This window comes from Leuconostoc sp. S50 (genome assembly GCF_016624925.1).
Lineage (GTDB): Bacteria > Bacillota > Bacilli > Lactobacillales > Lactobacillaceae > Leuconostoc > Leuconostoc pseudomesenteroides.
The window spans coordinates 44,178-65,806 of sequence record NZ_JACVUE010000006.1; the positions used below are offsets into that span (position 1 = coordinate 44,178).

Consider the following 21,629-nt stretch of genomic DNA (forward strand, 5'->3'; position numbering starts at 1 on the left):
TGCCTCACTTTGCATATTTATAATTTTGATAACCAATCAATGGATAGTTCAGGTTTTTGATCGACGACTTTAGTAGGTGAACATTGGCGACTTGATAAAGTGGCGTCACGCCGTTTAACTCATTATTGCGTTTGGCTGCCAGTTTTTCCAATTGATAACGAGCATCATTTGCTTCATGCTGATCAGATATTTTGTCGATTAATTTTTCATATTCTGGATTTGACCAATTAGTAAAATTAATAGCGCCCTTAGAATAAGCAATATCTAAAAAGTCGATAGGATCATTATAATCAGTTGACCAGGTTAACGTTCCTGCTTGAAAATTATGGCTCTCAAATGCTGACATTTCAGCATTCAAAGGCAACTGTTTCAAATTAATTGTCACATCTGGCAAAGTAGCCTCGATACTTTGTTTTAAGTATACACCTAACGCTTTGTAAGCGTCGGTGTCGGCAGTATTTAGTGTAATGCTTATCTTTTCTTGTTTAAGCTCAGTTTGCGCCTTTTTGAGATATGATTGTGCTAGCTTTTTGTCATAAGGCAACGAAAGACCATCGTTGAAATCTTTACCTTTAATGGTCACTTCACCACTCGGTACAATTGATTTGGCAGGTGTTGAACCATCGCCCAAAGCTGATTTTGTCAATTCTTGACGATTAATAGCCAAACTCAAAGCGCGTTTAAGATTAGTATTGCTAACAGTTTTATCCGAAGCGTTCCAAACAATAAACGCAACACGACCTTTTTGAGTCGATTTAATATCTGAAGCGTGTGTTTTTTTCAAATCTGTAAGAATACTACCTGAAATTTCGGCTTCATCAACTTTTTTTGCTAAATATTGTTTTGCCGCTAAGGTGGCGTCCGTCACCTGTGTTACCTTAATGGTGTCATAGTGAACTTTGTCGGCACCAGCATAATATTTATTCTTCACGAATTCCCACGACGTTGAAGACTGGTTCCACTTCTTAATTGTGTAAGCACCATTAGAAATTGTTGTCTTGGCGGTTTGACCGTATTTACTACCGTATAATTTTAATTTGTCAGCGTTAATCGGATATAACTGATTTGCCAGAATAAAGTTAAAATACGGTACTGGATGAGATAATTCAATTTTAACCGTGTATTTGTCGGGCGCACTAATGCCTAATTTGCTAATATTGGCTTTGTGATTGTACACTGCATCATACCCGGCGATGTCTTTAAAATGGTTGGCACGTGTTGATTTGGTAGTAGGATTAACTTGCCTTCTAACAGAATTAACAAAGTCAGCTGCCGTCACGGTTGAGCCATCAGACCATTTCTGATTTTTCTTCAATTTAATTGTATACACTTTATTGCCTTGTGTTGGCCGAACCACTTTTGTCGCGACACCAGGAATAATTTTACCTTTAGCTGATGTTGTGTATAAGCCTTCTAACGTTTGTACTTCAGCCCAATTGGCGCCTACTTGATCAGCTAAATTTGGATCAAGCGTGGAAATGTTATTTTGAACCGCCACTTTCAATGTATGCTGATCTGATGAATTGGATGGCTTTGTAATCACGTAAACGCCCGCAATGACAGCTACCGCTACTGCGCCAATCATTATCTTTTTATTCATATTCTCTCACTTCTCATTTTTATAAATGACTATTTTTCTGTCAGTCGATGTGTTCAAACTGTTAATTTATTCAACATAAGTCAACGCTTCCTCTAGCGCTGCAATTAAATCGTCAACATTTTCTATACCAATAGAAATACGAATTAAGTCAGGCGTGATACCAGCTGCGGCCAGTTGATCATCAGATAGTTGCGCATGAGTGGTTGATTTAGGATGAATAATAAGTGATTTTGCATCACCCACATTAGCTAGTAGAGAAAAAATGTCCAAATGGTTAATGAGGTCCTCTGCCCCTTTTTCTCCAGCCTTCAATCCAAACGTAAAAATCGAGCCAACACCTTTTTCAAAATATTGATTTGCTAATGCCTTGTACGGCGATTCTTCTAATTCTGGGTAACTCACCCAAGCGACTTTGTCATGCTGGTTTAAATATGACACGATTTGACGTGTGTTTTCAACATGCCGTGCCACACGCAGTGACAATGTTTCTAACCCTTGCAGCAAATAAAAAGCTGACTGAGGTGATAATGTTGCGCCTGTGTCACGTAAATGTTCCGCACGAATTTTTGTCACAAACGCGGCACCTTTTAAATCGGACCAAACAATACCATTGTATGATGCTGTTGGCTTTGTAAAATCCGGATACCGACCGGAGGCATTATAATCAAAATCACCTTTTTCAATAATAAGCCCACCTAAGGTTGTCCCGTGACCGCCAATAAATTTCGTTGCAGAATGAACGACAACATCAATACCGTGTGCCAAAGGTTGTACCAAATAAGGCGTTGCAAAAGTGGAATCAACAATTGATATAATACCATGTCGTTTTGCAATCGCCGCGACAGCCTCAAAATCAGTTATATTGATTTTGGGATTACCTAAGCTTTCAAAGAAGATTACTTTAGTATTAGACTGAATTGCAGCTTCAAAATTTTCGGGATTATCAGGGTCAACAAATGTTGTCTCGATGGCTAATTTTTTCAAGGTTTCCGAGAACAACTCAATCGTGCCACCATACAACGTAGAAGCTGCGATAATATGGTCTCCCGCACCAGCAACGTTGAGAATGGCGGCAGTAATCGCTGCAGCCCCAGAAGCAAGTGAAATAGCTGCCGTACCACCTTCTAATGCCGCAATTCTAGTCTCCAAAACTGAGTTTGTCGGGTTAGTCAAACGACCATAAATATTGCCGGCATCTGTTAAAGCAAAACGTCCAGCCGCTTCTTTGGCATCTTTAAAAACAAAAGAAGTTGTTTGATAAATAGGTACTGCTCGTGCACCTGTTGCTAAGTCCGGCTCTTCCTGCCCCGCATGAAGTTGTTGTGTTTCAAAAGCATATTTCTTGTTTAATTTTGTCATATTTGTCTCCAATTTTGAGTTTCTATTCGCTTTTTCGTGTTCATTAACATCAGCAAAAAACACATTCGGCTGTGCACCAGACCACAACCTAAAATTTGACTCAAAATTCTAGTAATATCAATGAACGCCTGCTTTATGCTATTATTCATACTCAATTCCTCACAACACTTAGCTAAATACTGGGTAATAAAAAAACCGCAGTCCAAACTATTTGGACTACGGGACGACGCATCGTGTTACCACCCGACATTTTTGTGTTTCATACACTGAAATACAACTCATCTCCAATCATCAAGTGCTACAAAATTTTCTAGTATCCAGTAACACTGAGAATTGGCGACGCAATAACGGGCGCACCCGGCTATAGCTCATTCTTGATTATAATATAATCAATACACTCACGATAACAATAACTCCAAGACCATTTTCCAAACTGCAACAATACTAAATTCCACCAACCATTAGTTCTCTGTTAAATGCATTCGTAAGTACTTATCTCTTCACTGTTTTATATTAGAATTATTATATGATAATGCAAAACTGATGTCAATACTCTAATTTTATAAAATGTTATTTTGAGGTGCCGGTTGACTACCATAATATTTATTCGACAACAAACGCTCTGATATAATTATCTTAACTTCAGAAAGGCGACACAAAATGACAAACAATAGACACAGAGACAGAATCAAGCATTTCACAGCTTTTGGCCAAAATTTACCACACGCTAAGGTCTATTATCGAGAGGATTGGCAAATCATCTATTTTGAATTAGCGGGTAAAATGTTTGGTTTGATGTCACCTACACTATCTGATACAGCAATTATTACACTAAAAGGAAACCCTGATTCAAACGAAGAACTGCGTGATTTATACGCTGACATCAGTGCTGGTTACCATGTCAATAAAAGACACTGGATTTCAGTGAAGCTTAATACGGAAGAACTCTCTGATCAAGAAATTGATGCCATGATTAAGCAATCGTATTTATTGGTTGTTAATAATTTACCAGTAAATATCAGACAAAGAATAACTGAAAATAATTTGTAATGCTAAAAAATAATCTCACAAGGTAAAAATACATCTACTATTCTTGACGTATTCTGTACATGAATTAAAAAAAATTTTGGTAACCTTGTTTTAAGAGGTAAGATATGTCAAAAGTAATACAAAAATTTTCATCAGCAGAAAAAGGTTGGATGCTCTATGATTGGGCTAATTCTGGGTTTAGTCTAATTGTGGTTACTGCGGTATTGCCATTGTGGCTAGAAAGTGTAGGACATAATATCAACCTTTCAACTGCACAAACAACATCATGGTGGTCTTATGCCAATTCATTTTCAACGTTAATCGTGGCATTTTGTTCGCCAATTCTGGGTGCATTAGCAGACTTTAGAGGTTGGAAAAAGCCATCTTGGTTCATTGCCACAGTCCTGGGTATCGTGACAACCCTATCATTAGCGCTTGCCCCCAACGATGGTTTTTGGCTACTGCTGTTTTTATTTTTGTTAGCCAATATTGGTTTCAGCGTAGCTAATATTTATTATGATTCTTTTCTAACAGACATTACAACGCCAAATAAAATGCCAACAGTTTCTAGCTGGGGATTTGCGCTAGGTTACTTGGGTGGCGTTATCCCATTTATTTTGTTTTATTTGGTACGAGGGTTGATGACAACCCACCAATCAATTATATTGGCATTTATACTCTCAGGATTGTGGTGGGCGCTTTTTTCAATACCTATGTTACTAACTGTCAAACAAAGAAACGCTATTCCAGTACCACACAACCCGTTGAAACAAGTCTTTAGGCGCTTAGTGAACACCCTAAAACATTTAGCCCAGTATCCAAAAATCGTCGGTTTCTTGGCGGCGTATTTCTTTTATATAGACGGTGTCAATACAATAATTACTGAAGCTTCTTTATTCGCAGTTTCGCTGGGCATTAAAATGACTGAATTGCTAACAATCTTGTTATTTGTACAGCTAGTTGCCTTTCCTGCCTCTATTATTTTTGGTCGTTTAACTAAATATTTTACTGAACGTTTCATGATTTTAGTCGGCATTAGTATCTATTCAATCATCTGCCTGCTATCGCTTTTTATCACACAAGCTTGGGGATTTTGGATAATGGCATTTCTAATCGGCTCCGCCCAAGGTGGCATTCAAGCAATCAGTCGCTCCTATTTTGGGAAAATTATTCCTCAAGAATATTCAGGCGAATTTTTCGGTTTTTATAATATTTTTGGTAAGTTTTCAGCAGTCCTAGGTCCACTTGTATTTGGTGGCATTGCTGCACTTACCGGTAGTGTCCAGTTAGGATCGGGCTCATTGCTGATTTTCTTTATTCTAGGCGGTTGGATTTTTGTTAAATATGCTTAAACTTAATGCATTAGTCAATGACGCTCGATCAAAAAATTTTTTTATCTAAAAGAAAGAGATGGTCACAGTAGCCATCTCTTTCTTTTCATCTAAGCATCATTTACTAACATGACGCTTTTTTGTCAACTTTTCAGTTACTTTCGTTGTTTGTTGGACAATCTTTTGCATATTTTTATGATTTTTTTCTTTTTTGATCGCTTTCATTTCACGTATTTTGTTAGCTAAAATAACACTTTCTGAAATGGTAGCAGAATCAACATAATAAACTTTCAAAAAAGTTGTAGCTGGTACATTAGATTTTGCTCTAGGGACTAACTTGATAACTTGATTGTCCGTACTGTTTGAAAATTGCGGACTAGCCGTCGCTTTTATTAATGAATGTTGAAACCCGTACTTTTCTAAAACCATTGCGGCTTCTTCAACTGGCAACCCAGTAACATCTGGAATTTTAACATAATCTTGTCTTTTTTCCAGTTCTCTATTCAAGATCTTTGCGCCTTGATTTAAAGCTTCAGGTATTAGTGCACCAGCGGTTAGCTTTCCCAACACTGTAAAAATTTTAGTTTTACCCATTATTTAAATTACCTCTCGTTAGCTAGTCAATCAAATAAAAAGATTATTTTACTTGATTAACCGCTATTGATTGGTTTTGCCATTTTAACTCATCTTGCGTCGTAATTTTTCTGATCACGCGGCAAGGATTGCCAGCTGCAATAACATTGGCTGGTATGTCCCTAGTGACTACAGATCCTGATCCAATCACAGTATTGCTACCAATGGTTACACCAGGATTAATGATAGTATTCCCACCGACCCATACATCGTCGCCGATAACAATACTTGTCCCGAACTCTAAACCACTATTTCTGACTTTTGAACTAATGGGATGTCCAGCTGTATATATACCAACTCGCGGCCCAAGAAGCACATTGTTACCAATATGAATCTCATTTACATCTAGCATAATACAATCATAATTGGCATAAAAATTGTTTCCTAAATGCACGTGGCAACCATAATCACAATGAAATGGTGGTTCTATATGAATTGAGTGCCCTGCATTAGGAATTATCGTTTGAATTAATCGACTTTGCTCATCCTCGCTCGTTGCGCGATTAAACTGTGCTATTTTCTTCTTATTCTCAGCCATTAATGTAGCCAGTTCTTCATCCACTTTATACAATTTTCCGGCTAACATATTCTCTTTTTGGGTACTCATCGCTAGTTTCTCCTTGTTAGTGATTTTATCATATTATTATTATAATTTAATAAAATATGGCTTATCTTAAAGTCAAAATTTCACTTCACTGTTCCAAAATAGATGCCACTTTAGCACGTAACATAGGTGTAACATCTTTTTCAAACCACGGATGTCGAGAAAGCCAAATATTATTTCTCGGTGATGGATGAACAATTGGGAAAAAAGTTGGTAAATAAGTGTCAAAATGCTGGACTACCTCAGTTGTTTTGATATTACGGGGTAATTTTAAATAATATTTTTGCGCAAAAGAGCCAACCAGTAGCGTCATTTGAATGTTTGGCATTTCTTGCAAAATAACAGGGTGCCACTTATCAGCAATACCTTTTCTTGGCGCCAAATCACCTGACTTACCCTTACCTGGATAATAAAAGTCCATTGGCAAAACACCAAATTGCCCAGAGTGATAAAATTGATTTTCATCTACGCCTAACCAAGATCTTAACCGTTCTCCAGATTGATCATGCCACATAATACCTGACGTTTGTGCTTTCATGCCAGGGGCCTGACCAATAATCAATATTTTTGCCTGATGGGGCGCCGAATAAATTGGATACCATCCCCGATTAGTAAAATGTTTGTTCAAATCATCCGCAAGAATATCATCAAAGATTGACATATGAGCTCCTTTTAAAATTATTGTAATCCTCATCAATGAATAAGTAAAATAATGATGTGATCAAAATTGTTTTATAAATATAACGCGATTAATAAACGTCGAAAATGGTATTATATTTTTAACACATCATCAAGGTTTAGGAGTGAATAATGGAGAATAAACAAGTTGGTATCATTTCAGCCGTGTCAGCCTATATATTGTGGGGCGCCCTCGGTGTTTTTTGGGAACTATTAAATGCGGTCCCTGCAATGGACACACTCGCTTATCGTGTCGTTTTTTCAATCGTTACAATTGCTGTTGTGCTAACAATGCAACGTAATTGGTCATTACTTTGGCAAGAAGTTTTACAGTTAATCCATAATCGAAAAATATATTATATTATTTTAAGTTCCTTTTTAATAGCCATCAACTGGTTTATTTATATTTATATGGTCACACATCATCAAGCCACCGAAGCTAGTTTAGGTTACTATATCATGCCACTAATGAATGTTGCTGTAGCCGTTATCATTTTGCATGAAAAACTATTGAGATACCAAGCCCTTGCTTTGGTACTAGTCATCATTGGTGTGCTATCACTCACATATTTGACAGGCAGTTTACCGATCAACACGTTATTAATGGCAGCTTCTTTTTGCTTTTATGGTTTAATAAAAAAACAAGTGCCGCTTCCAGCAACGATTTCATTGGCACTTGAAACATTCTGTGTGGCGCCAATTGCTATTATTTATTTATGGGTATCCCCACACACTTTGACCCAAAACGGTCCCTTTGTGACTGTAATGCTTCTAAGCAGTGGCATCATCACTGTAATACCTTTGCTACTATTTGCTATCGCAAATAAAAATACCGACTTCATCACACTTGGATTTATTCAGTACCTTAATCCTACCATTCAACTATTGATGGCCATTTTTGTCCTTCATGAGCGTTTCCAAATAAATCAAGCCATTGTATTTATATTTATCTGGGCCGGTATTCTCGTATTTGTCATTGGCAGCGTACGTCAATTCAAACATATTAAGTCATCTTGAGAACTTTAAAGGACCTATTGGAGGTTATAATGTCTGAATCAGTTAATCAAGCATTACTTATCAAGATTATTGGTAAGAAACTATTTTCATCAACTTGGCATGATTATGCCCATCCCTACCTTGCTTCGTTACTTTTAGGTGGCATTTTTATCATGCTAATTGCTGACGCATTAATTACCTATTTTTGGATCAAAAACACCAAACGCTTCCCCTTTTTAAAAAATATTATACTGGTAGTTGGTAACGTTTTAGTCATAATTTTACTTGGCGTTGTAGGCAATAACATGCCAAGAATTGGTGGAACTAGTTATCAAGGATACATTAAATATCTTAATACACGGACTCATGGTATGGGGGCTGAAGCTGCTCGAGAACTGTGGAACGCACATGTCAACAATCATCAATTTATTGACCCAAATCAGTAATCACGTGAATGACTAAATTGAAAAGCATGCTTCCAGTCGCTAATGTATTGTTGTTAAAGAAATCTATTGTCAGTTAATTAATTTGATTAAATCATTGACAAATTAGTTAAACTTATAAGTTGTCGAGTTGCAAGTAAAAAGACTATTCACGTATTGTAAAAATACGATGCATAGCCTTTTTTGTTTGTAAAAGTTTCAAAAAAATCTTTCTTGATCTCTTAATGGCTCGATAACGACTAACATTCTTTTTGTAAAAATCCTGATGATAGTTTTCAGCGGGCCAAAATTTTAATACCTCTCGTATGTCAACAACAATTGGTTTCTTGAACAACTGAGAATTAATCATATCTGTTTTTGATTTTTTGGCTAACGAGAGTTGAACATTGTTTGTAACAAAAATAACGGGTTTATAACTTTCTCCACGATCATCGAACTGACCATATTCGTCTGTCGGGTCAATCAGAGACCAATAAATTGCCAACAATTGTTGATAGGTTATTTGACGCGAATCAAATATTATTTCAACCGATTCTATATGACCAGTTATTTGTGAAAACACTTCATCATAAGATGGATGAGCAATCAATCCACCGGTATAACCTGAAATGACGTCAATAATACCTGGCAATTTGTCAAAGGGTTCGACCATACACCAAAAACACCCACCGGCAAAAATAGCACGTTCTTGATAGGGTAAATCAGCTTGGTAATGGCGGCTCATTTTATCACGAGTATCTATTTGTTTTTCACCTGTTATGCTTAAATAAAAATCCATCACATCTGGTGTCAAATTACGTCGCACTGCCAAAGGTTTTAATTCAGACTTCAGTTGATCTAACTGAGTGTTGAGTGAAAAACCATTAACGTTATCTTTCGTCTCAACAAGAACTTGTCGTTCCCATTCTCTTGTTCTTGGATTAAGAATTAGATTATAAATTTGCTGCCAAACTAAATCATCTGCTTGTGTTATCATGTCCTTATTCTCCGAGAACATATCATTTTTATCTCACAAAACAATCATGTAAAATATGCTAAATTTGTCCCCAACTCGCTGCGCTGATTGAAGGAAAGAGATGCACGAGTCGATTAATTTCTGACGTCGAAAATTTAAATTCAATTGCCGGCAAAAAAGTATTAACAGAATTTTCTGCTACTTCACTAATTTCTGTCACCCCAACTAAATGATGTTGTTGATCAAAGACAAGCGCGTTTTGAGCCAGTTGATCATTAGCAACTTGACGATACCAGTCATCTTTCAAATCATTTTTCTGAATTTCATAATTTTTGGACTGTTTTGAATCAATTTCAACGCCTGCTTTTGCAATTCTTGGTGATGTAAACACAACAGACGGAATTACCGGGTACTTTATTTCTGAACTAATTTTGTCCGAAAACAGATTAAAAAGATAAGTCGATTCGAAAATAGCCGTTGGCGTCAATTTAGGCTGGACTTTATCAATAACATCTCCAGAAGCATATATATTGTCAACAGTCGTTTGTAAAAAACCATTAACTTCAATACCATTTTCATTATACTTCACGCCTATTTCATCCAATCCGATATTGTTGACATTAGGCACACGACCACTAGCGTCAAGGATATAATCGACTTTTAATTCTTGGTCATTAGCATAGTGAACCACTTGCGATTGACCACTTTGGGAAAATGATGAGACATTAGCATTTTGAATAAAAGAGACCCCTCTTTTTTCTAAATCATTAATCACCTGTCGCACATATGGTGAATAAAACTGTCTCAAAGCTCGATTACCATGCATTAAAACAGTTACTTTCGAACCAGCTGCGTTAGCAATTGTGGCAAATTCCATACTAATATAACCAGAACCAATAATAGCGATTTTTTCCGGAAGTTGACCCAAAGACATAAAGTCACGACTATCATGCGCTAGCTCTTTACCAGAAACTGCTAATCGATGTGGATGCAAGCCAGTTGCAATAACAATTTTTTCAGCAGTTTTGATATCACCATTAACTGATATTGTATGCTTGTCAATAAATTTGCCATAGCCATTTATAATTTCGACTCCAGATTTGACTAATAAATTGCTTATCATGGCTGGTAATGGGTCAATAATACGTGATTTGTTTTTAAAGTTTTGTTGCCAATCAATTTGTAAATCGTTTGCTGTAATTGAACTTAAGTTCTCAAGAGCTCTTTTTAAAACCACAGGTTGATCAAGAGCTATTTTTGCATTACAACCGTAATTTGGACATGTGCCCCCGATCATATCTGTCTCAATAACGCCAACTTTTTTGCCAGTTTGTGCGAGAGGAATAGCCCCATCAAAGGTTCCATGCCCGCTACCAATATAGAGTACATCATAATCATACGTTTTTGCCATTTCAACCTCTTTCATGATACTTCTTTGAGATATCGACTGATAGATATATCGATTGACTTCAGTATATTCTTCCGACAAAACAAATACCAACAATTTGCTTATGCCGCTAGATCAAAACTTTTTTAAATCCCCTTACTTACTATTGCTGCTTTTAGTAATTGGTGTTAACAAAATTGCAATATTTTTATCGACAACATTCATCATTGACACAGTTACTAAACGGTTTTTTTTGTACTGACAGCAGCCCATTATCATTACCTGAGTCCTTTCCCTGTGCTTCATATAGCGTGACATTAAAATTATCCTCCTGTGTACTTTTTGGAATAACTGTTCCTTCATAAGTTGTCACTGACAGTGATAATACTGATCCTGCCTTAGCTGACGCACTAACTTCTTGACTAATTAAATTACCTCGGTACGTAACTTGATACTCGCCAGCTGGTATCTGAATATCTGGTAAATAATTACCAGGATTTGTAACAACATAACTTTGTCCTTGCCTCTTTAATTTGGCAAATTTAGCAGGTGTAAATTCTATTTTAGTCCCGTCTTCTAAATTTATTGGGTCAGTATTATTTAACAAACGGCCATACTCATCCTTGCTGTTGGATAGACCATTTGATGATAAAAATTGTGTGTTTTTACCAGTTAAATGTACGTCGTAAAACCCTGGCATATAACCCAGGTCTTTCAAACTCTTACCACCATTTATGGGTCCCGTTAATGTAAATGATCGCGCAGGATTTTTTATATTTTTACCATGAATTTTATGTTTATCTTTTTTTGATTGGTGTTCTTGAAGATATTTTCTACTGACATTTTTATTGTTTTTGCTATAAATATAGTTTGCTAATATAGTGCCTAGCAATAAAAGAAGTACACTCACAAATATGCAGAAGGTAGATTTCTTACTGCTTCTCATTAATCACACTCCCTTCTGTCATGACAATAATTTCATCAGCTAAAACGTTCAAATCTTCAGGATTATGACTAGCCAAAATAATACAAGCGCCTCGCCTTTTTTCATTGTCGAATATCTTGCGCATTTCTCTTACGCCTTCCACATCAATGGCATTAGTTGGTTCATCTAATAATATTAAATCTGGTTTTTCGAAAATAGCTTGCGCAATCGCAGCGCGTTGCTTCATACCCAAAGAAAATTGACGTACTTTACGTTTGTCATTCGGATTTAGTCCTACCCTTAAGATTGCGTCGTCAATCATCTCATCGGTCGCAATTTTTTTAATTTTGGCCAATAATTGCAAATTTTTTTTTAAGGTGAAGTCTGGTAAAACATTATTATTTTCAATTAAAATACCCAAACTTTTTGGAAATAAAATCTCCTTCTTAATTTGCTGATTGTTAATCAGAATCCGTTCTGAATCCAATCTAATTAATCCAGCAATTGCTCTAAGTAACATCGTTTTGCCAGCCCCATTTCGACCACGAAGACCATAAATTTTTCCCTCTTGAAAATCCAAATTAACAGCTTTTAACACGATGTTGTTACCAATTTTTTTCGTAGCTTGCTCAACTTTAATCATATCTAAATTCCTTTACCGTAAAAATCTTTTTGATTCAACTTTTTCAAAAAAAATGTCATTATAGTTATTGTCATAAATAATGTGAGAATAGTCTGATAAATACTCGTGTTGCGATGAAATGTAATTGAACCTAATAATGACAGATTATTTTTGCCCAATGCCACAATTAATAGGAGAGCACACAGTGATAATACGGCCGATGTGCTGCTAAACAGTAATTCTAAGACCATATAAACCGATGTATAGAACATATAACTACCAACTAAATTCAAAATGTTTTCTATTGATCCAGTATTACCTGTCAGTAATGCATTGATTAACAAACCAATAAGCACAATACCCAAAACGTGGAATAAGTTTATGAAATAGGTGGATATCACTATTCTGTGTAGTTTATCAGTTCTGACAAGCTGGTTGAGATACGAACCGTTTTGCCATTTATCAATCGTTCCAACGAGGTACAATAATGGCGCACAAACCAAACCGAACCATGTCACTTTTACTACTAACGAACTCGTAGCATCTTCCACAAAATAGCCTAAGGTATCATTTTTTTGTAAAAGAAAATTCAACATCACAACTACTGTTACAATACAAATAAACGCACTTTTTTTCATTTCTTACACTCCAGCCGCCAAATATTTTGTTCGATAACAAGTCGAAAAAACGTTGAAAGCACAGCCATTAAGACAACGGTGCTGATAAATCTGACTAAACCGGATTGGTAATTATTATTTCTAATCATTGCTGTAACTTGTGTGTCAGAAAATAACGATTGGTTCATTGGCCAAACATGCAGTAAAAGTACAATAGCGATAAGCAGCGATAATCCCGTGAACAATATATTCTTCTGCAAATATGTGTGCACAATTAATATTAGTTGAATCACTACTACTTCCCAAAAAACCGAAATGAGTACTTGGCAACTCCAAAAAAACGAAAATAAGACAAACTGCTTCGACGTTGGCTCATACATCATTATTCTGAAAAAAGGTATTGACCAATATATAAAACCAAATACACCTGAAATGGCAAATATTCTTGTCATCAGCATATGACTAACTTGTTGACATGTTTCTAAGCGTATCATCTGCTGTACCGGAACTTCATAATTGACAACCCAGTAAAGTAAAAAGACAATACTCAATATCACTTGCCAAGACCAATTTTGAAAATAATTACCCCCATTAAGAACTTCCAAGCTCAACCAATCATCATAACTTAGCGCTTCCCAACTCATACTAAAAAGATAAAAAAAAGTGATGAAAATGATCAGAGAAAAAGTAGAAAACCAAAACTTTCTTTCGCCAATCATGCTAACTCACCATGACAACGCCAAAGTAAAATCAAACTATTAACTATCAATAATACTATGATGAGATCTGACCAACTCAATAACCAACTCTGCCACGTCATTAATTGGGCAAAAGATTGCAACATCTTCCCAATGTCGAATACTTGGCTTCCCAATAATATAGTGCCTAAACTCACTAGAGTTAAAATTTGATAAAAATTGCCAAATACTAAACTAATGGCTGCCATAAACATAGTCGTTACAAAAACTGATATCAAAAACACGAACAGATACACCATAAATGTTAATGCTGGGTTTTCTAATTGCCACCACACAAAGTGATATTTTTCTAAATTAGGAATACGTGGCTTGTCAATTAATAAACTCATTTGTCCATCAAATGTTTTCAGAGGAAATAATTGTATGATCCAAATTACAATTAAATTCAATAATAAAGGCACTGAAAAAAGTAGGGTACCTGCTAGTCCCGCTGCAATAAATTGATGGTGTAAATACTTTGAAACCCCTACTCGACTGACAACGTTATATGATTGTCCCGTTTTAAAATCTTTCAACAGCGCGAACCCGCCCCCAAGTAACAACCAAATAGGATATAAACCAAGCAGAAAAGTAGTTAACAGATGCCCATACATACCACCTAGACTACTTGCCATAAAGGTGTTTAACCACATAGATTTGGCTAATGAAAACCCATTCAACATTATGACATGCTGAATGGCATCTAAAATAGTGATAATACACATAATGAACATTACAGTTAAAAATTGTTTCGTTTGTATAATACGATTTAGACTATAACTTAGCATGACTTAATTACCAAGTCTCTTCATCCCAAGCACCGGTGATATAAGGCGCGATTTTATTTGTCCATTCCGGATTGAACATCACCAATCTGACATTCGTTTGATTGGCATTTGACTTTGCAGTTGTATAAACATACGGATAGCCAGGTCCAGTATACACAGTTGCAAATGGTGAGGCTGCTGCACGATTTTTTTGCCCCATCAAATAGGCTCTATAATACGATCCATTTCCTTCCGCTGAAGTATAGACACCTACTTTCCAAGGATTTGCGTTCGACGCTGTTTGACGATAGTGATATCCAGTTGAAGCCTCCTCTTGATACGTACCTAATTTCATCTGAAATCCGTATAAATCATCAGATGCAAACACTGGCAAAACCAGACTACCTGTTACAGCCCAAGCGATTGCTAATGCAATCAATATTTTTTTGAAGTTCATAATATCTCCCCCTGAGAAAAAATTTTTTATAGCCCCTTCAAGACTATTCAACAATGTTATCATTTATGATTTTAATCATCTATCATTTTTTGTAACATAATATTCTATTTTTGATAAAATTGTAGAAAAATAGTTTAGTTGACAACATAATAGGCTTACAAGAAGGCGTTTTGTAAATATTTTTGCACAAAAAAAAAGACCTGCCTTATGGTCTCTTTTTGAGAGTTCATCCCGCCGCTCTAAGCTAAGCCTTCCGATTTATCGATTATTAAAATTTCGCTTTGATCAATTAAATTTTGATTCATCCCAAACGTCACTTTTAAAATATACGGCGTGAACATCTCCAATCGCTTAAAATTTTGATAACCAAAAGTATCATCGTAAAAATTTAGAATCGCACTTAATGCTGCCCCGTGAGTTGAAAATAATATCGTCTGTCCTGTGTACCGCGATAATATGTTAGTCAATGCACTTATGTTGCGTTTTTGTAGACTGTTCATTGATTCACCCTGTGGTTCATGAAAGTCAAAATCCAACCAACGCCGTCGCTGCAGTTCATCCCCTTGATTTCCTAGTTTTCCCCTTACCCTTTCTTTTAATCTTTCATCTGTTCTTAATGTCAACTTTTTTTGGTCACATGTTGGCTTTATTGTTGCTTGCGTACGCACATAAGGACTAGAAATACACATGTCAAAAGAAACATTCTTCAATACTTCTGCCACAATAACAGCGTCTGCTTTGCCTTCAGCTGTCAGTGGCATATTTCTATCATCTTCACAACTATAATCTGGCCGCGCGTGTCGTACAAAATAAACTGTCGTTTTTTCTTCACTCATTGCAATGCAAACCTCTTTAACTAACTTTTTTAAACAAAGCGCTTAAACTAGCACTCATAACAATATTTGAATATCATTATCAATCAAATCATCTACTATTGCAAGTGGCAATGAGTGATCCTATTTTTATCCAACTCATCTAATATCTTAATTTCATTTTTCCATCTATATAAATAGTCAACACCAATATGTCGTTAGTGCAAAAAAAGAACTCTTTGTATAAAAGTAAGATTAAGTGCGTTATAATTTAGATTACAATTATAATAGCATATAGAAAGTGAGACAAACCTTGTTCTTAACAATTTTAGTAAAAGTGATTATTTGCCTGTACGCATTTTTGATGGCTTTTGCGTCAATGAAAGAAATCAACTCTTCAGCACGCATCCCTAATTTGCTCAACATCATTTGTGCCATTATCTTATTGATTGCCTGTTTTCAAACAATTGATTGGTTCAAAAGCACAGCTGTCATTGTGTTAGTCGTATTTCAACTCACTGCTATCACAAATGGTCTCAAAAATAAAAGTTTTCACTTTCAACATCATATTTTCCGTCTCATTTTAACGGCAATTCTCATCTTTTTTGTTTTTCTAACTTAAGCGAAATATTAGCAGGAGACTCATGATGGATATCAATATTTTATTATTTGACGAATTCGAACCCCTAGATGTTTTTGGTCCGGCGGAGGTTTTTCTACATGCGGAACAATTTAACGTTCAATATTTTACTTTGTCGAATAAGCGGGCGATTACCAGTTATCGTTTGCCTATTGTCGACCTATTATCTGATGAAGAAATTGACACGAGCGGTGTTCTTTTAATTCCTGGTGGACCTGGCACGAGACTCTTAGTCAATGACAAAAATTTTATTGAAAAACTTAAAATTTTAATAGATAAGTCAACCTACTGCTTGTCCATTTGCACAGGCTCAGCATTGTTGGCAATGACAACCACGCTTGATCACAAACGCGCAACGTCAAATAAATTAGCGTTTAATTGGGTAACCAGTTTAAATTCTAAAATTTTATGGCAGCGACATGCGCGTTGGACAATGGATGATAAATTTTACACCTCATCTGGCGTTTCAGCTGGTATTGATATGAGCTTTGCTTTTCTAGAGCATGTCACAACACGTGATTTCGCTGACAATGTCGCTCACGACATTGAATATGTTCGAATTAGAGATAGTCAGTCTGATCCTTTTTCATAGTAGAAGGTATCGAATCAATTAAAAAACAACCTGCCAATAATTTCAGTCCCCAAAAGTTACTTTAACTTTCGGAATTGTTAGCAGGTTGTTTTTTATTCAACAAAATCACAAGAAACGCGTCTATTTTTGTTTAATTCATCCCACATCATTTCACCTTTACTTGTAACAGTTAGATGACGATCTTCGCTATTTCTCTTCACTAATCCTTCTGCTAAACATTTGTCCAAAAGCAGCCTTCCCAGTCGACCAGATAAGTGAAAACGGCGTTCTGTCCAATCCAAACATGGTTTAATAAAATTAGCGTCTTTTTTTTCTTTTGAAATATCAATGCCTAATGATTTAAACAATTCTTGCCCTTCACTCGTTAATTGCAATTCGTTTTGATATCCTACCAGAAAACCGGAATTGATTAAGTAGTCATAACAATCAACCCCCACCTTGCCTGCCATATGATTATAACAACTTCTGCAATAAGCAATTTTATTAAGAGCTACCCTTTGATGATATGACTGTGTTGGTTTTTTAGGGCTAATCACCATTAATTGTTCAATTAAATGCGCAATATCTAGACTACTCAACTGGTAATAAACGAACTTACCGCGTTTATAATAATCCAACCACCCCTCATTATAAAATCTTTTTAAATGATAGGAAGCTGTTTGATCCTTTATCGTGGCAACTTTGGCGATTTCATGAACTGTGTGAAATCGGCCATCCATGAGAAATGTTAGAATCGTTAAACTAGATTGATCAGCAAGTAATTTAGTTATATCAATCATATTTGGTAAACCTTGTTCTGTCATAAAATTCCTTTCAAAAACATATCGATGCGCATCGAACAATCTTTCATATAAAATAACTGTATCATATCGAAAAGGATGACATCAAAATGTTCAAACAAATTCACAAAGACAGCCTCTACTATGGTTTCCCAGTCACACTTTTAGCAACACAAAGTATTGACGGCACAGACAATATTTCGCCTATCAGTTCCTCTTGGACACTAAATAATCATGTTGTACTTGGTGTAAGTTTAGAGGGGCAAGCTTATCAAAACATGCTCACAACGAAAGAAGCAACTATCAACATTGCCGATAGTAAAATTTGGTCCAATATCGAGCGTATCGCAAGAACAACTGGAAAATCACATATTGATCGTAATAAAAAAATGATGGGTTATCAATACTGTTCTGACAAATTCCAGCTTGGTGGTTTTTCCAAAATCCCCAGCGCAACTGTCAAAACAGCTGCTATACGTGAATGCCCAATTCGAATTGAAGTAATCATTAAAAATATTGCACCTCAGGATGATTTTGCCATTGTTATTTGCAAAATTAAAAGCATTTTCGTTGATACTTCAATTCTACATGACAATAATCACATCGACGTCACAAAATGGAATCCTCTACTTTATCAATTCCGATCATACACAACAACATCCGCTAGTTTAGGACAAAATTTTCGATTTGAAGAATACTTGGATGTCACCAAACCAGCCAACTAATCTGTAAAATATATTGATGACACTATCAAACAAGCTTTTGAATGATCTTGTCAAACGCGCGTGTTGGCAAAATAGTGTGTAATGCAACTAATGCCTTGGCACCGTAACCAACTAAATATCTTGTTTTTGTTCGTTTATTGATGACAGACTTCACAATTGTATCTGCTATCACTTCTGGAGCAGTTAACTTATCTGATGAATAAAGTTGTCTCATACGTTCTGATGCCGCTAAAGCATGTTCTTGGTAAGCTGTTCCTTGAGACGTTTTTTTAAGATTATCAGCCGCGATTATCCCCCAATTCGTTTTAATACCACCGGGTTCAATGAGCACGACATCAATACCAAAAGGCTTTACTTCCATTCTCAGCGCATCACTAAATCCTTCTAGTGCATATTTTGTGGCATGATACCAAGCACCCATATAAGTTGTCATTCTACCAGCCATCGAGGATACATTGATAATGCGACCAGATTGTTGCGCTCTCATGTAAGGTAAGACTAGTTGTGTCAATTTGGCTAATCCAAATAAATTAGTGTCAAATTGTTTTTTAGCCTCCGAAATAGGCACGTTTTCAATGGCACCATAGGATCCGTACCCAGCATTGTTGATTAAAACATCAATTCGTCCAGACGCCTCAATAATGTGCGCCACTGCTTTAGTAATCGTCTCATCATCGGTAATATCCATATAAATTGGTGAGACACCTAACTGAACTAATGATGCCAGCCTGTCTACACGTCGAGCCGCACCATAGACTTTGAACTGTTGAGTCGCTAATTTTTTAGCTGTTTGATACCCAATACCACTGCTAGCTCCCGTAATCAAGACCACTTTTTGTGCTACCATCGTTTTTATCCTCCGCTTGCTTGCCTTAGATTTTAGCATGTTTTGGCAGACATAAAAAGCCACGATTCAGCGTTAACCTCATCATGACTAAAAATGAAAAATAATTTAAATTGCGCGTTTCATTACGATTTAATTTTTTCGTGCTACTTGTTTAAAGTATGTTTTTGATGTCTTCAGGTAGATACCAAAATATATTAGCACGACCCCAGCAATTGTAAGACTCATTGTTGTATACACCACTGGTCCTATCGTTACCCCGAATATTTGTAAAATTTTATTGATCATTGGCATTGCAAAACATAAATGTGTAATGGCAACCACAACCGGCAATCCAAATACCCATACAACTTGTGATTTGACCGTACGTTTCACCTCACTATGAGACATACCTACTTTTTGCAAAATGTCAAACTGCTTCTTATCTGAACGTCCCTCGGAAATCTGCTTATAGTAAATAATGAGTCCTGTTGCCATAATAAAGCTGATTGAAAAAATCAAACCAATAAAGAAGAATCCCCCATAGAAACTTTTTAGCACTGACATAGTTTCTGATTTACTGTCAACAATAATATTTTGTTCACCCTTAAATGTTTTTAAGAACTTGTCTTTTTGCTTGTCTGAGCCTTTGATATCAAACAAAAGTTGGTTAGTATACGAAATAGATTGTTTATTCTCACCCAAATCATTGAATGCTGAACCAATTTTGTCTGTCACAGTCTTAGACGGTATCACAATAATCATTGAGTGAGTCATGCTAGCTTGCATACTTGGCACGCCATCGATTTTAGATAAATGTTTTTTGACATGATAGCTTTGATTCAAGAATTTGATCGTATTATTCTTAAATGTACCTTGCCGATCATAAGCATAGACTTCGTTTGCCGCTAATGTCCCACCATGTTGATTTGTCAACTGATTAAATTGTTGGATTGTCATAAATAGAAAGTCTGACAAATTATCAGCTCTTGTAACTGTTGTACCACTTAACGGCATGGCATGACCACTGTTGGTTAAATAACCCGTGATTGGATTACTGATTTCCATGTGATACATTTTACTGAGCACCACATTATTATCAGCAGCAGCTTGTTTCACCTTATTTTCCGATATGCTTTGATTAGCCACGTTAGTCATCATAACATCACGTGGAAATTGTTTATTGACATAATCTTGCTGTCCTACAAACATTGATACCGTCGTGACAATCACAACTAATGCCATTGTAGTGAGCAACGAAATACTTGCCAAGCCGGTGGCATTTTGTCTCATCCGAAACAACATATTAGAAACAGTAATGAAATGATCTGTTTGATAGTAGTAATTGGTGTGCTTTTTCATTGTTTTTAGCACAATAGTAGATGCCACAATAAATAGCAAATATGTCGCTATTACAACCATGATTACAGCTAAGAAAAAAATTCTCATTGCCTTTAAAGGGGAGTCGACAGTTAGTGAAATATAGTACCCCCAACCCATCAGTACGATCCCCAAACCAAATAACAGCCAATGGCTTTTAGGTTCACGATCACCCTTTTGTGACGCTTGAAGGAGCGATATTGTTTTCAACCGCCAAATCACCAAAATATCACTTAATAGCAGCAGCATAAATCCTAAGCCAAAGAATATCGTGACGAAAATGATTGCACCTAAAGCAATGTTGAGTTGAAAGTTATTGCCCCCAACTAATTTAATAAACAGCAATAATAATAGTTTACTAAACAGCACACCAGTCACAACCCCAATCACTGTGACAATCATGTAGTTGATCAATTGTTGTCGCCAACTAATTTTGATGAGATCTCTTTTTTGCATCCCTAAAATGCTGAATAGCCCAAATTCCGATTGTTTGCGTTTATTTAAAAAGCTGTATGTATATAGCAAAAAAATGACAGACAACAGACCAATAACGATTTGTCCAAACATAAGCAACTCTATGACTGAGCTACTCGCTCTTAGTGTTTGGACACCTTTTGAATAAATCAATAATTGAATGACCAAGTTCAAAGCCACCGCAGCAGTACCAGCCAACATAAATGGTAAATATTCTAACTTATTTTTGACAATTGATTGCCAAGCTAATTTCCAATATAACAT

Annotated in this window: 24 protein-coding genes; 7 read left to right on the plus strand and 17 right to left on the minus strand. The window is 36.1% G+C overall.

Features of this window, described 5'->3' with window-relative positions; translation table 11 throughout:
• Positions 1-4 precede the first annotated feature (4 nt).
• Together IAE53_RS06440 and IAE53_RS06445 are read right to left on the minus strand one after the other, a co-directional pair.
• Complete coding sequence (locus IAE53_RS06440; RefSeq protein WP_200136107.1) at positions 5-1,600, minus strand: peptide ABC transporter substrate-binding protein; 1,596 nt, start codon at positions 1,598-1,600, stop codon at positions 5-7.
• Positions 1,601-1,666: 66 nt separating this feature from the next.
• Positions 1,667-2,959: an O-acetylhomoserine aminocarboxypropyltransferase/cysteine synthase family protein gene (locus tag IAE53_RS06445; RefSeq protein WP_147651461.1), complete on the minus strand. Its 1,293-nt coding sequence runs from the start codon at positions 2,957-2,959 to the stop codon at positions 1,667-1,669.
• A 660-nt stretch (positions 2,960-3,619) separates the two neighbouring features.
• On the opposite strand from IAE53_RS06445, the gene IAE53_RS06450 reads away from it, so the two are divergent.
• Both IAE53_RS06450 and IAE53_RS06455 read left to right on the plus strand, forming a co-directional pair.
• A complete protein-coding gene (locus IAE53_RS06450) occupies positions 3,620-4,009 on the plus strand; it encodes an MmcQ/YjbR family DNA-binding protein (protein WP_010280331.1) in 390 nt (129 codons plus the stop codon).
• A 104-nt stretch (positions 4,010-4,113) separates the two neighbouring features.
• Positions 4,114-5,340, plus strand: coding sequence for an MFS transporter (locus IAE53_RS06455; protein WP_200136108.1), 1,227 nt, complete (start codon positions 4,114-4,116; stop codon positions 5,338-5,340).
• 96 nt (positions 5,341-5,436) lie between these two features.
• Here the strand turns inward: IAE53_RS06455 and IAE53_RS06460 are convergent, their stop codons facing one another.
• From IAE53_RS06460 to IAE53_RS06470, 3 genes are all read right to left on the minus strand, one after another.
• On the minus strand, positions 5,437-5,913 hold the full coding sequence (locus tag IAE53_RS06460) for a PASTA domain-containing protein (protein ID WP_010280335.1): 477 nt from the start codon (positions 5,911-5,913) through the stop codon (positions 5,437-5,439).
• A 43-nt stretch (positions 5,914-5,956) separates the two neighbouring features.
• Positions 5,957-6,559, minus strand: a complete 603-nt coding sequence (locus IAE53_RS06465) for a sugar O-acetyltransferase (RefSeq protein WP_200136109.1) — start codon at positions 6,557-6,559, stop codon at positions 5,957-5,959.
• Between the two features lie 85 nt (positions 6,560-6,644).
• A complete protein-coding gene (locus IAE53_RS06470; RefSeq protein ID WP_147651458.1) occupies positions 6,645-7,217 on the minus strand; it encodes a uracil-DNA glycosylase family protein in 573 nt (190 codons plus the stop codon).
• Between the two features lie 149 nt (positions 7,218-7,366).
• Between IAE53_RS06470 and rarD the strand changes: the two genes are divergently transcribed.
• Positions 7,367-8,251, plus strand: a complete 885-nt coding sequence (gene rarD / locus IAE53_RS06475; RefSeq protein ID WP_139968582.1) for an EamA family transporter RarD — start codon at positions 7,367-7,369, stop codon at positions 8,249-8,251.
• Positions 8,252-8,280: 29 nt separating this feature from the next.
• Positions 8,281-8,676 carry a hypothetical protein gene (locus IAE53_RS06480; RefSeq protein ID WP_200136110.1) on the plus strand — a complete coding sequence of 132 codons (396 nt, stop codon included), beginning with the start codon at positions 8,281-8,283 and terminating at the stop codon, positions 8,674-8,676.
• Positions 8,677-8,818: 142 nt separating this feature from the next.
• Here IAE53_RS06480 and msrA read toward each other — a convergent pair whose 3' ends face one another.
• From msrA to IAE53_RS06525, 9 genes are all read right to left on the minus strand, one after another.
• Positions 8,819-9,649, minus strand: a complete 831-nt coding sequence (msrA, locus tag IAE53_RS06485) for a peptide-methionine (S)-S-oxide reductase MsrA (RefSeq protein ID WP_188353290.1) — start codon at positions 9,647-9,649, stop codon at positions 8,819-8,821.
• Positions 9,650-9,707: 58 nt separating this feature from the next.
• Entirely contained in the window at positions 9,708-11,039 is a 1,332-nt protein-coding gene (locus IAE53_RS06490) for an NAD(P)/FAD-dependent oxidoreductase (RefSeq protein WP_147651452.1), read from the minus strand.
• A gap of 184 nt (positions 11,040-11,223) precedes the next feature.
• Positions 11,224-11,715, minus strand: a complete 492-nt coding sequence (locus tag IAE53_RS06495; protein WP_200554207.1) for a hypothetical protein — start codon at positions 11,713-11,715, stop codon at positions 11,224-11,226.
• A gap of 232 nt (positions 11,716-11,947) precedes the next feature.
• Complete coding sequence (locus IAE53_RS06500) at positions 11,948-12,583, minus strand: ABC transporter ATP-binding protein (RefSeq protein WP_200136112.1); 636 nt, start codon at positions 12,581-12,583, stop codon at positions 11,948-11,950.
• A 2-nt stretch (positions 12,584-12,585) separates the two neighbouring features.
• Positions 12,586-13,200, minus strand: a complete 615-nt coding sequence (locus tag IAE53_RS06505) for a hypothetical protein (protein WP_147651447.1) — start codon at positions 13,198-13,200, stop codon at positions 12,586-12,588.
• A complete protein-coding gene (locus tag IAE53_RS06510) occupies positions 13,197-13,898 on the minus strand; it encodes a hypothetical protein (RefSeq protein ID WP_188353288.1) in 702 nt (233 codons plus the stop codon). Before IAE53_RS06510 ends, IAE53_RS06505 begins: the two co-directional genes overlap by 4 nt.
• Positions 13,895-14,551 (minus strand): hypothetical protein, encoded by a 657-nt coding sequence (locus IAE53_RS06515; protein ID WP_168441517.1) that lies wholly within the window; start codon positions 14,549-14,551, stop codon positions 13,895-13,897. Before IAE53_RS06515 ends, IAE53_RS06510 begins: the two co-directional genes overlap by 4 nt.
• A gap of 160 nt (positions 14,552-14,711) precedes the next feature.
• Complete coding sequence (locus IAE53_RS06520; RefSeq protein WP_228927836.1) at positions 14,712-15,140, minus strand: DUF2712 domain-containing protein; 429 nt, start codon at positions 15,138-15,140, stop codon at positions 14,712-14,714.
• Positions 15,141-15,379: 239 nt separating this feature from the next.
• Complete coding sequence (locus tag IAE53_RS06525) at positions 15,380-15,976, minus strand: histidine phosphatase family protein (RefSeq protein ID WP_010280363.1); 597 nt, start codon at positions 15,974-15,976, stop codon at positions 15,380-15,382.
• Between the two features lie 340 nt (positions 15,977-16,316).
• Between IAE53_RS06525 and IAE53_RS06530 the strand changes: the two genes are divergently transcribed.
• Positions 16,317-16,574 (plus strand): hypothetical protein, encoded by a 258-nt coding sequence (locus tag IAE53_RS06530; protein WP_010280368.1) that lies wholly within the window; start codon positions 16,317-16,319, stop codon positions 16,572-16,574.
• 22 nt (positions 16,575-16,596) lie between these two features.
• Positions 16,597-17,184: a DJ-1/PfpI family protein gene (locus IAE53_RS06535; protein ID WP_198913006.1), complete on the plus strand. Its 588-nt coding sequence runs from the start codon at positions 16,597-16,599 to the stop codon at positions 17,182-17,184.
• A 92-nt stretch (positions 17,185-17,276) separates the two neighbouring features.
• On the opposite strand, the gene IAE53_RS06540 is transcribed toward IAE53_RS06535, so the two are convergent.
• Complete coding sequence (locus tag IAE53_RS06540) at positions 17,277-17,987, minus strand: helix-turn-helix transcriptional regulator (protein ID WP_010280371.1); 711 nt, start codon at positions 17,985-17,987, stop codon at positions 17,277-17,279.
• An 86-nt stretch (positions 17,988-18,073) separates the two neighbouring features.
• Here IAE53_RS06540 and IAE53_RS06545 point away from each other — a divergent pair, with 86 nt between their 5' ends.
• Positions 18,074-18,688, plus strand: coding sequence for a flavin reductase family protein (locus IAE53_RS06545; protein ID WP_188353287.1), 615 nt, complete (start codon positions 18,074-18,076; stop codon positions 18,686-18,688).
• A gap of 25 nt (positions 18,689-18,713) precedes the next feature.
• Here IAE53_RS06545 and IAE53_RS06550 read toward each other — a convergent pair whose 3' ends face one another.
• Positions 18,714-19,535 carry an oxidoreductase gene (locus IAE53_RS06550; RefSeq protein ID WP_147651442.1) on the minus strand — a complete coding sequence of 274 codons (822 nt, stop codon included), beginning with the start codon at positions 19,533-19,535 and terminating at the stop codon, positions 18,714-18,716.
• A gap of 129 nt (positions 19,536-19,664) precedes the next feature.
• Positions 19,665-21,629 (minus strand): FtsX-like permease family protein, encoded by a 1,965-nt coding sequence (locus IAE53_RS06555; RefSeq protein ID WP_200136113.1) that lies wholly within the window; start codon positions 21,627-21,629, stop codon positions 19,665-19,667.

Coding starts and splice junctions, on each gene's coding strand:
- IAE53_RS06440 (WP_200136107.1), bottom strand. CDS start 1,600: ATGAATAAAAAGATAATGATTGGCGCAGTAGCGGTAGCTGTCATTGCG.
- IAE53_RS06445 (WP_147651461.1), bottom strand. CDS start 2,959: ATGACAAAATTAAACAAGAAATATGCTTTTGAAACACAACAACTTCAT.
- IAE53_RS06450 (WP_010280331.1), top strand. CDS start 3,620: ATGACAAACAATAGACACAGAGACAGAATCAAGCATTTCACAGCTTTT.
- IAE53_RS06455 (WP_200136108.1), top strand. CDS start 4,114: ATGTCAAAAGTAATACAAAAATTTTCATCAGCAGAAAAAGGTTGGATG.
- IAE53_RS06460 (WP_010280335.1), bottom strand. CDS start 5,913: ATGGGTAAAACTAAAATTTTTACAGTGTTGGGAAAGCTAACCGCTGGT.
- IAE53_RS06465 (WP_200136109.1), bottom strand. CDS start 6,559: ATGAGTACCCAAAAAGAGAATATGTTAGCCGGAAAATTGTATAAAGTG.
- IAE53_RS06470 (WP_147651458.1), bottom strand. CDS start 7,217: ATGTCAATCTTTGATGATATTCTTGCGGATGATTTGAACAAACATTTT.
- rarD (WP_139968582.1), top strand. CDS start 7,367: ATGGAGAATAAACAAGTTGGTATCATTTCAGCCGTGTCAGCCTATATA.
- IAE53_RS06480 (WP_200136110.1), top strand. CDS start 8,281: ATGTCTGAATCAGTTAATCAAGCATTACTTATCAAGATTATTGGTAAG.
- msrA (WP_188353290.1), bottom strand. CDS start 9,649: ATGATAACACAAGCAGATGATTTAGTTTGGCAGCAAATTTATAATCTA.
- IAE53_RS06490 (WP_147651452.1), bottom strand. CDS start 11,039: ATGGCAAAAACGTATGATTATGATGTACTCTATATTGGTAGCGGGCAT.
- IAE53_RS06495 (WP_200554207.1), bottom strand. CDS start 11,715: ATGCCAGGGTTTTACGACGTACATTTAACTGGTAAAAACACACAATTT.
- IAE53_RS06500 (WP_200136112.1), bottom strand. CDS start 12,583: ATGATTAAAGTTGAGCAAGCTACGAAAAAAATTGGTAACAACATCGTG.
- IAE53_RS06505 (WP_147651447.1), bottom strand. CDS start 13,200: ATGAAAAAAAGTGCGTTTATTTGTATTGTAACAGTAGTTGTGATGTTG.
- IAE53_RS06510 (WP_188353288.1), bottom strand. CDS start 13,898: ATGATTGGCGAAAGAAAGTTTTGGTTTTCTACTTTTTCTCTGATCATT.
- IAE53_RS06515 (WP_168441517.1), bottom strand. CDS start 14,551: ATGGCAAGTAGTCTAGGTGGTATGTATGGGCATCTGTTAACTACTTTT.
- IAE53_RS06520 (WP_228927836.1), bottom strand. CDS start 15,140: ATGAACTTCAAAAAAATATTGATTGCATTAGCAATCGCTTGGGCTGTA.
- IAE53_RS06525 (WP_010280363.1), bottom strand. CDS start 15,976: ATGAGTGAAGAAAAAACGACAGTTTATTTTGTACGACACGCGCGGCCA.
- IAE53_RS06530 (WP_010280368.1), top strand. CDS start 16,317: ATGGCTTTTGCGTCAATGAAAGAAATCAACTCTTCAGCACGCATCCCT.
- IAE53_RS06535 (WP_198913006.1), top strand. CDS start 16,597: ATGATGGATATCAATATTTTATTATTTGACGAATTCGAACCCCTAGAT.
- IAE53_RS06540 (WP_010280371.1), bottom strand. CDS start 17,987: ATGACAGAACAAGGTTTACCAAATATGATTGATATAACTAAATTACTT.
- IAE53_RS06545 (WP_188353287.1), top strand. CDS start 18,074: ATGTTCAAACAAATTCACAAAGACAGCCTCTACTATGGTTTCCCAGTC.
- IAE53_RS06550 (WP_147651442.1), bottom strand. CDS start 19,535: ATGGTAGCACAAAAAGTGGTCTTGATTACGGGAGCTAGCAGTGGTATT.
- IAE53_RS06555 (WP_200136113.1), bottom strand. CDS start 21,629: ATGTTATATTGGAAATTAGCTTGGCAATCAATTGTCAAAAATAAGTTA.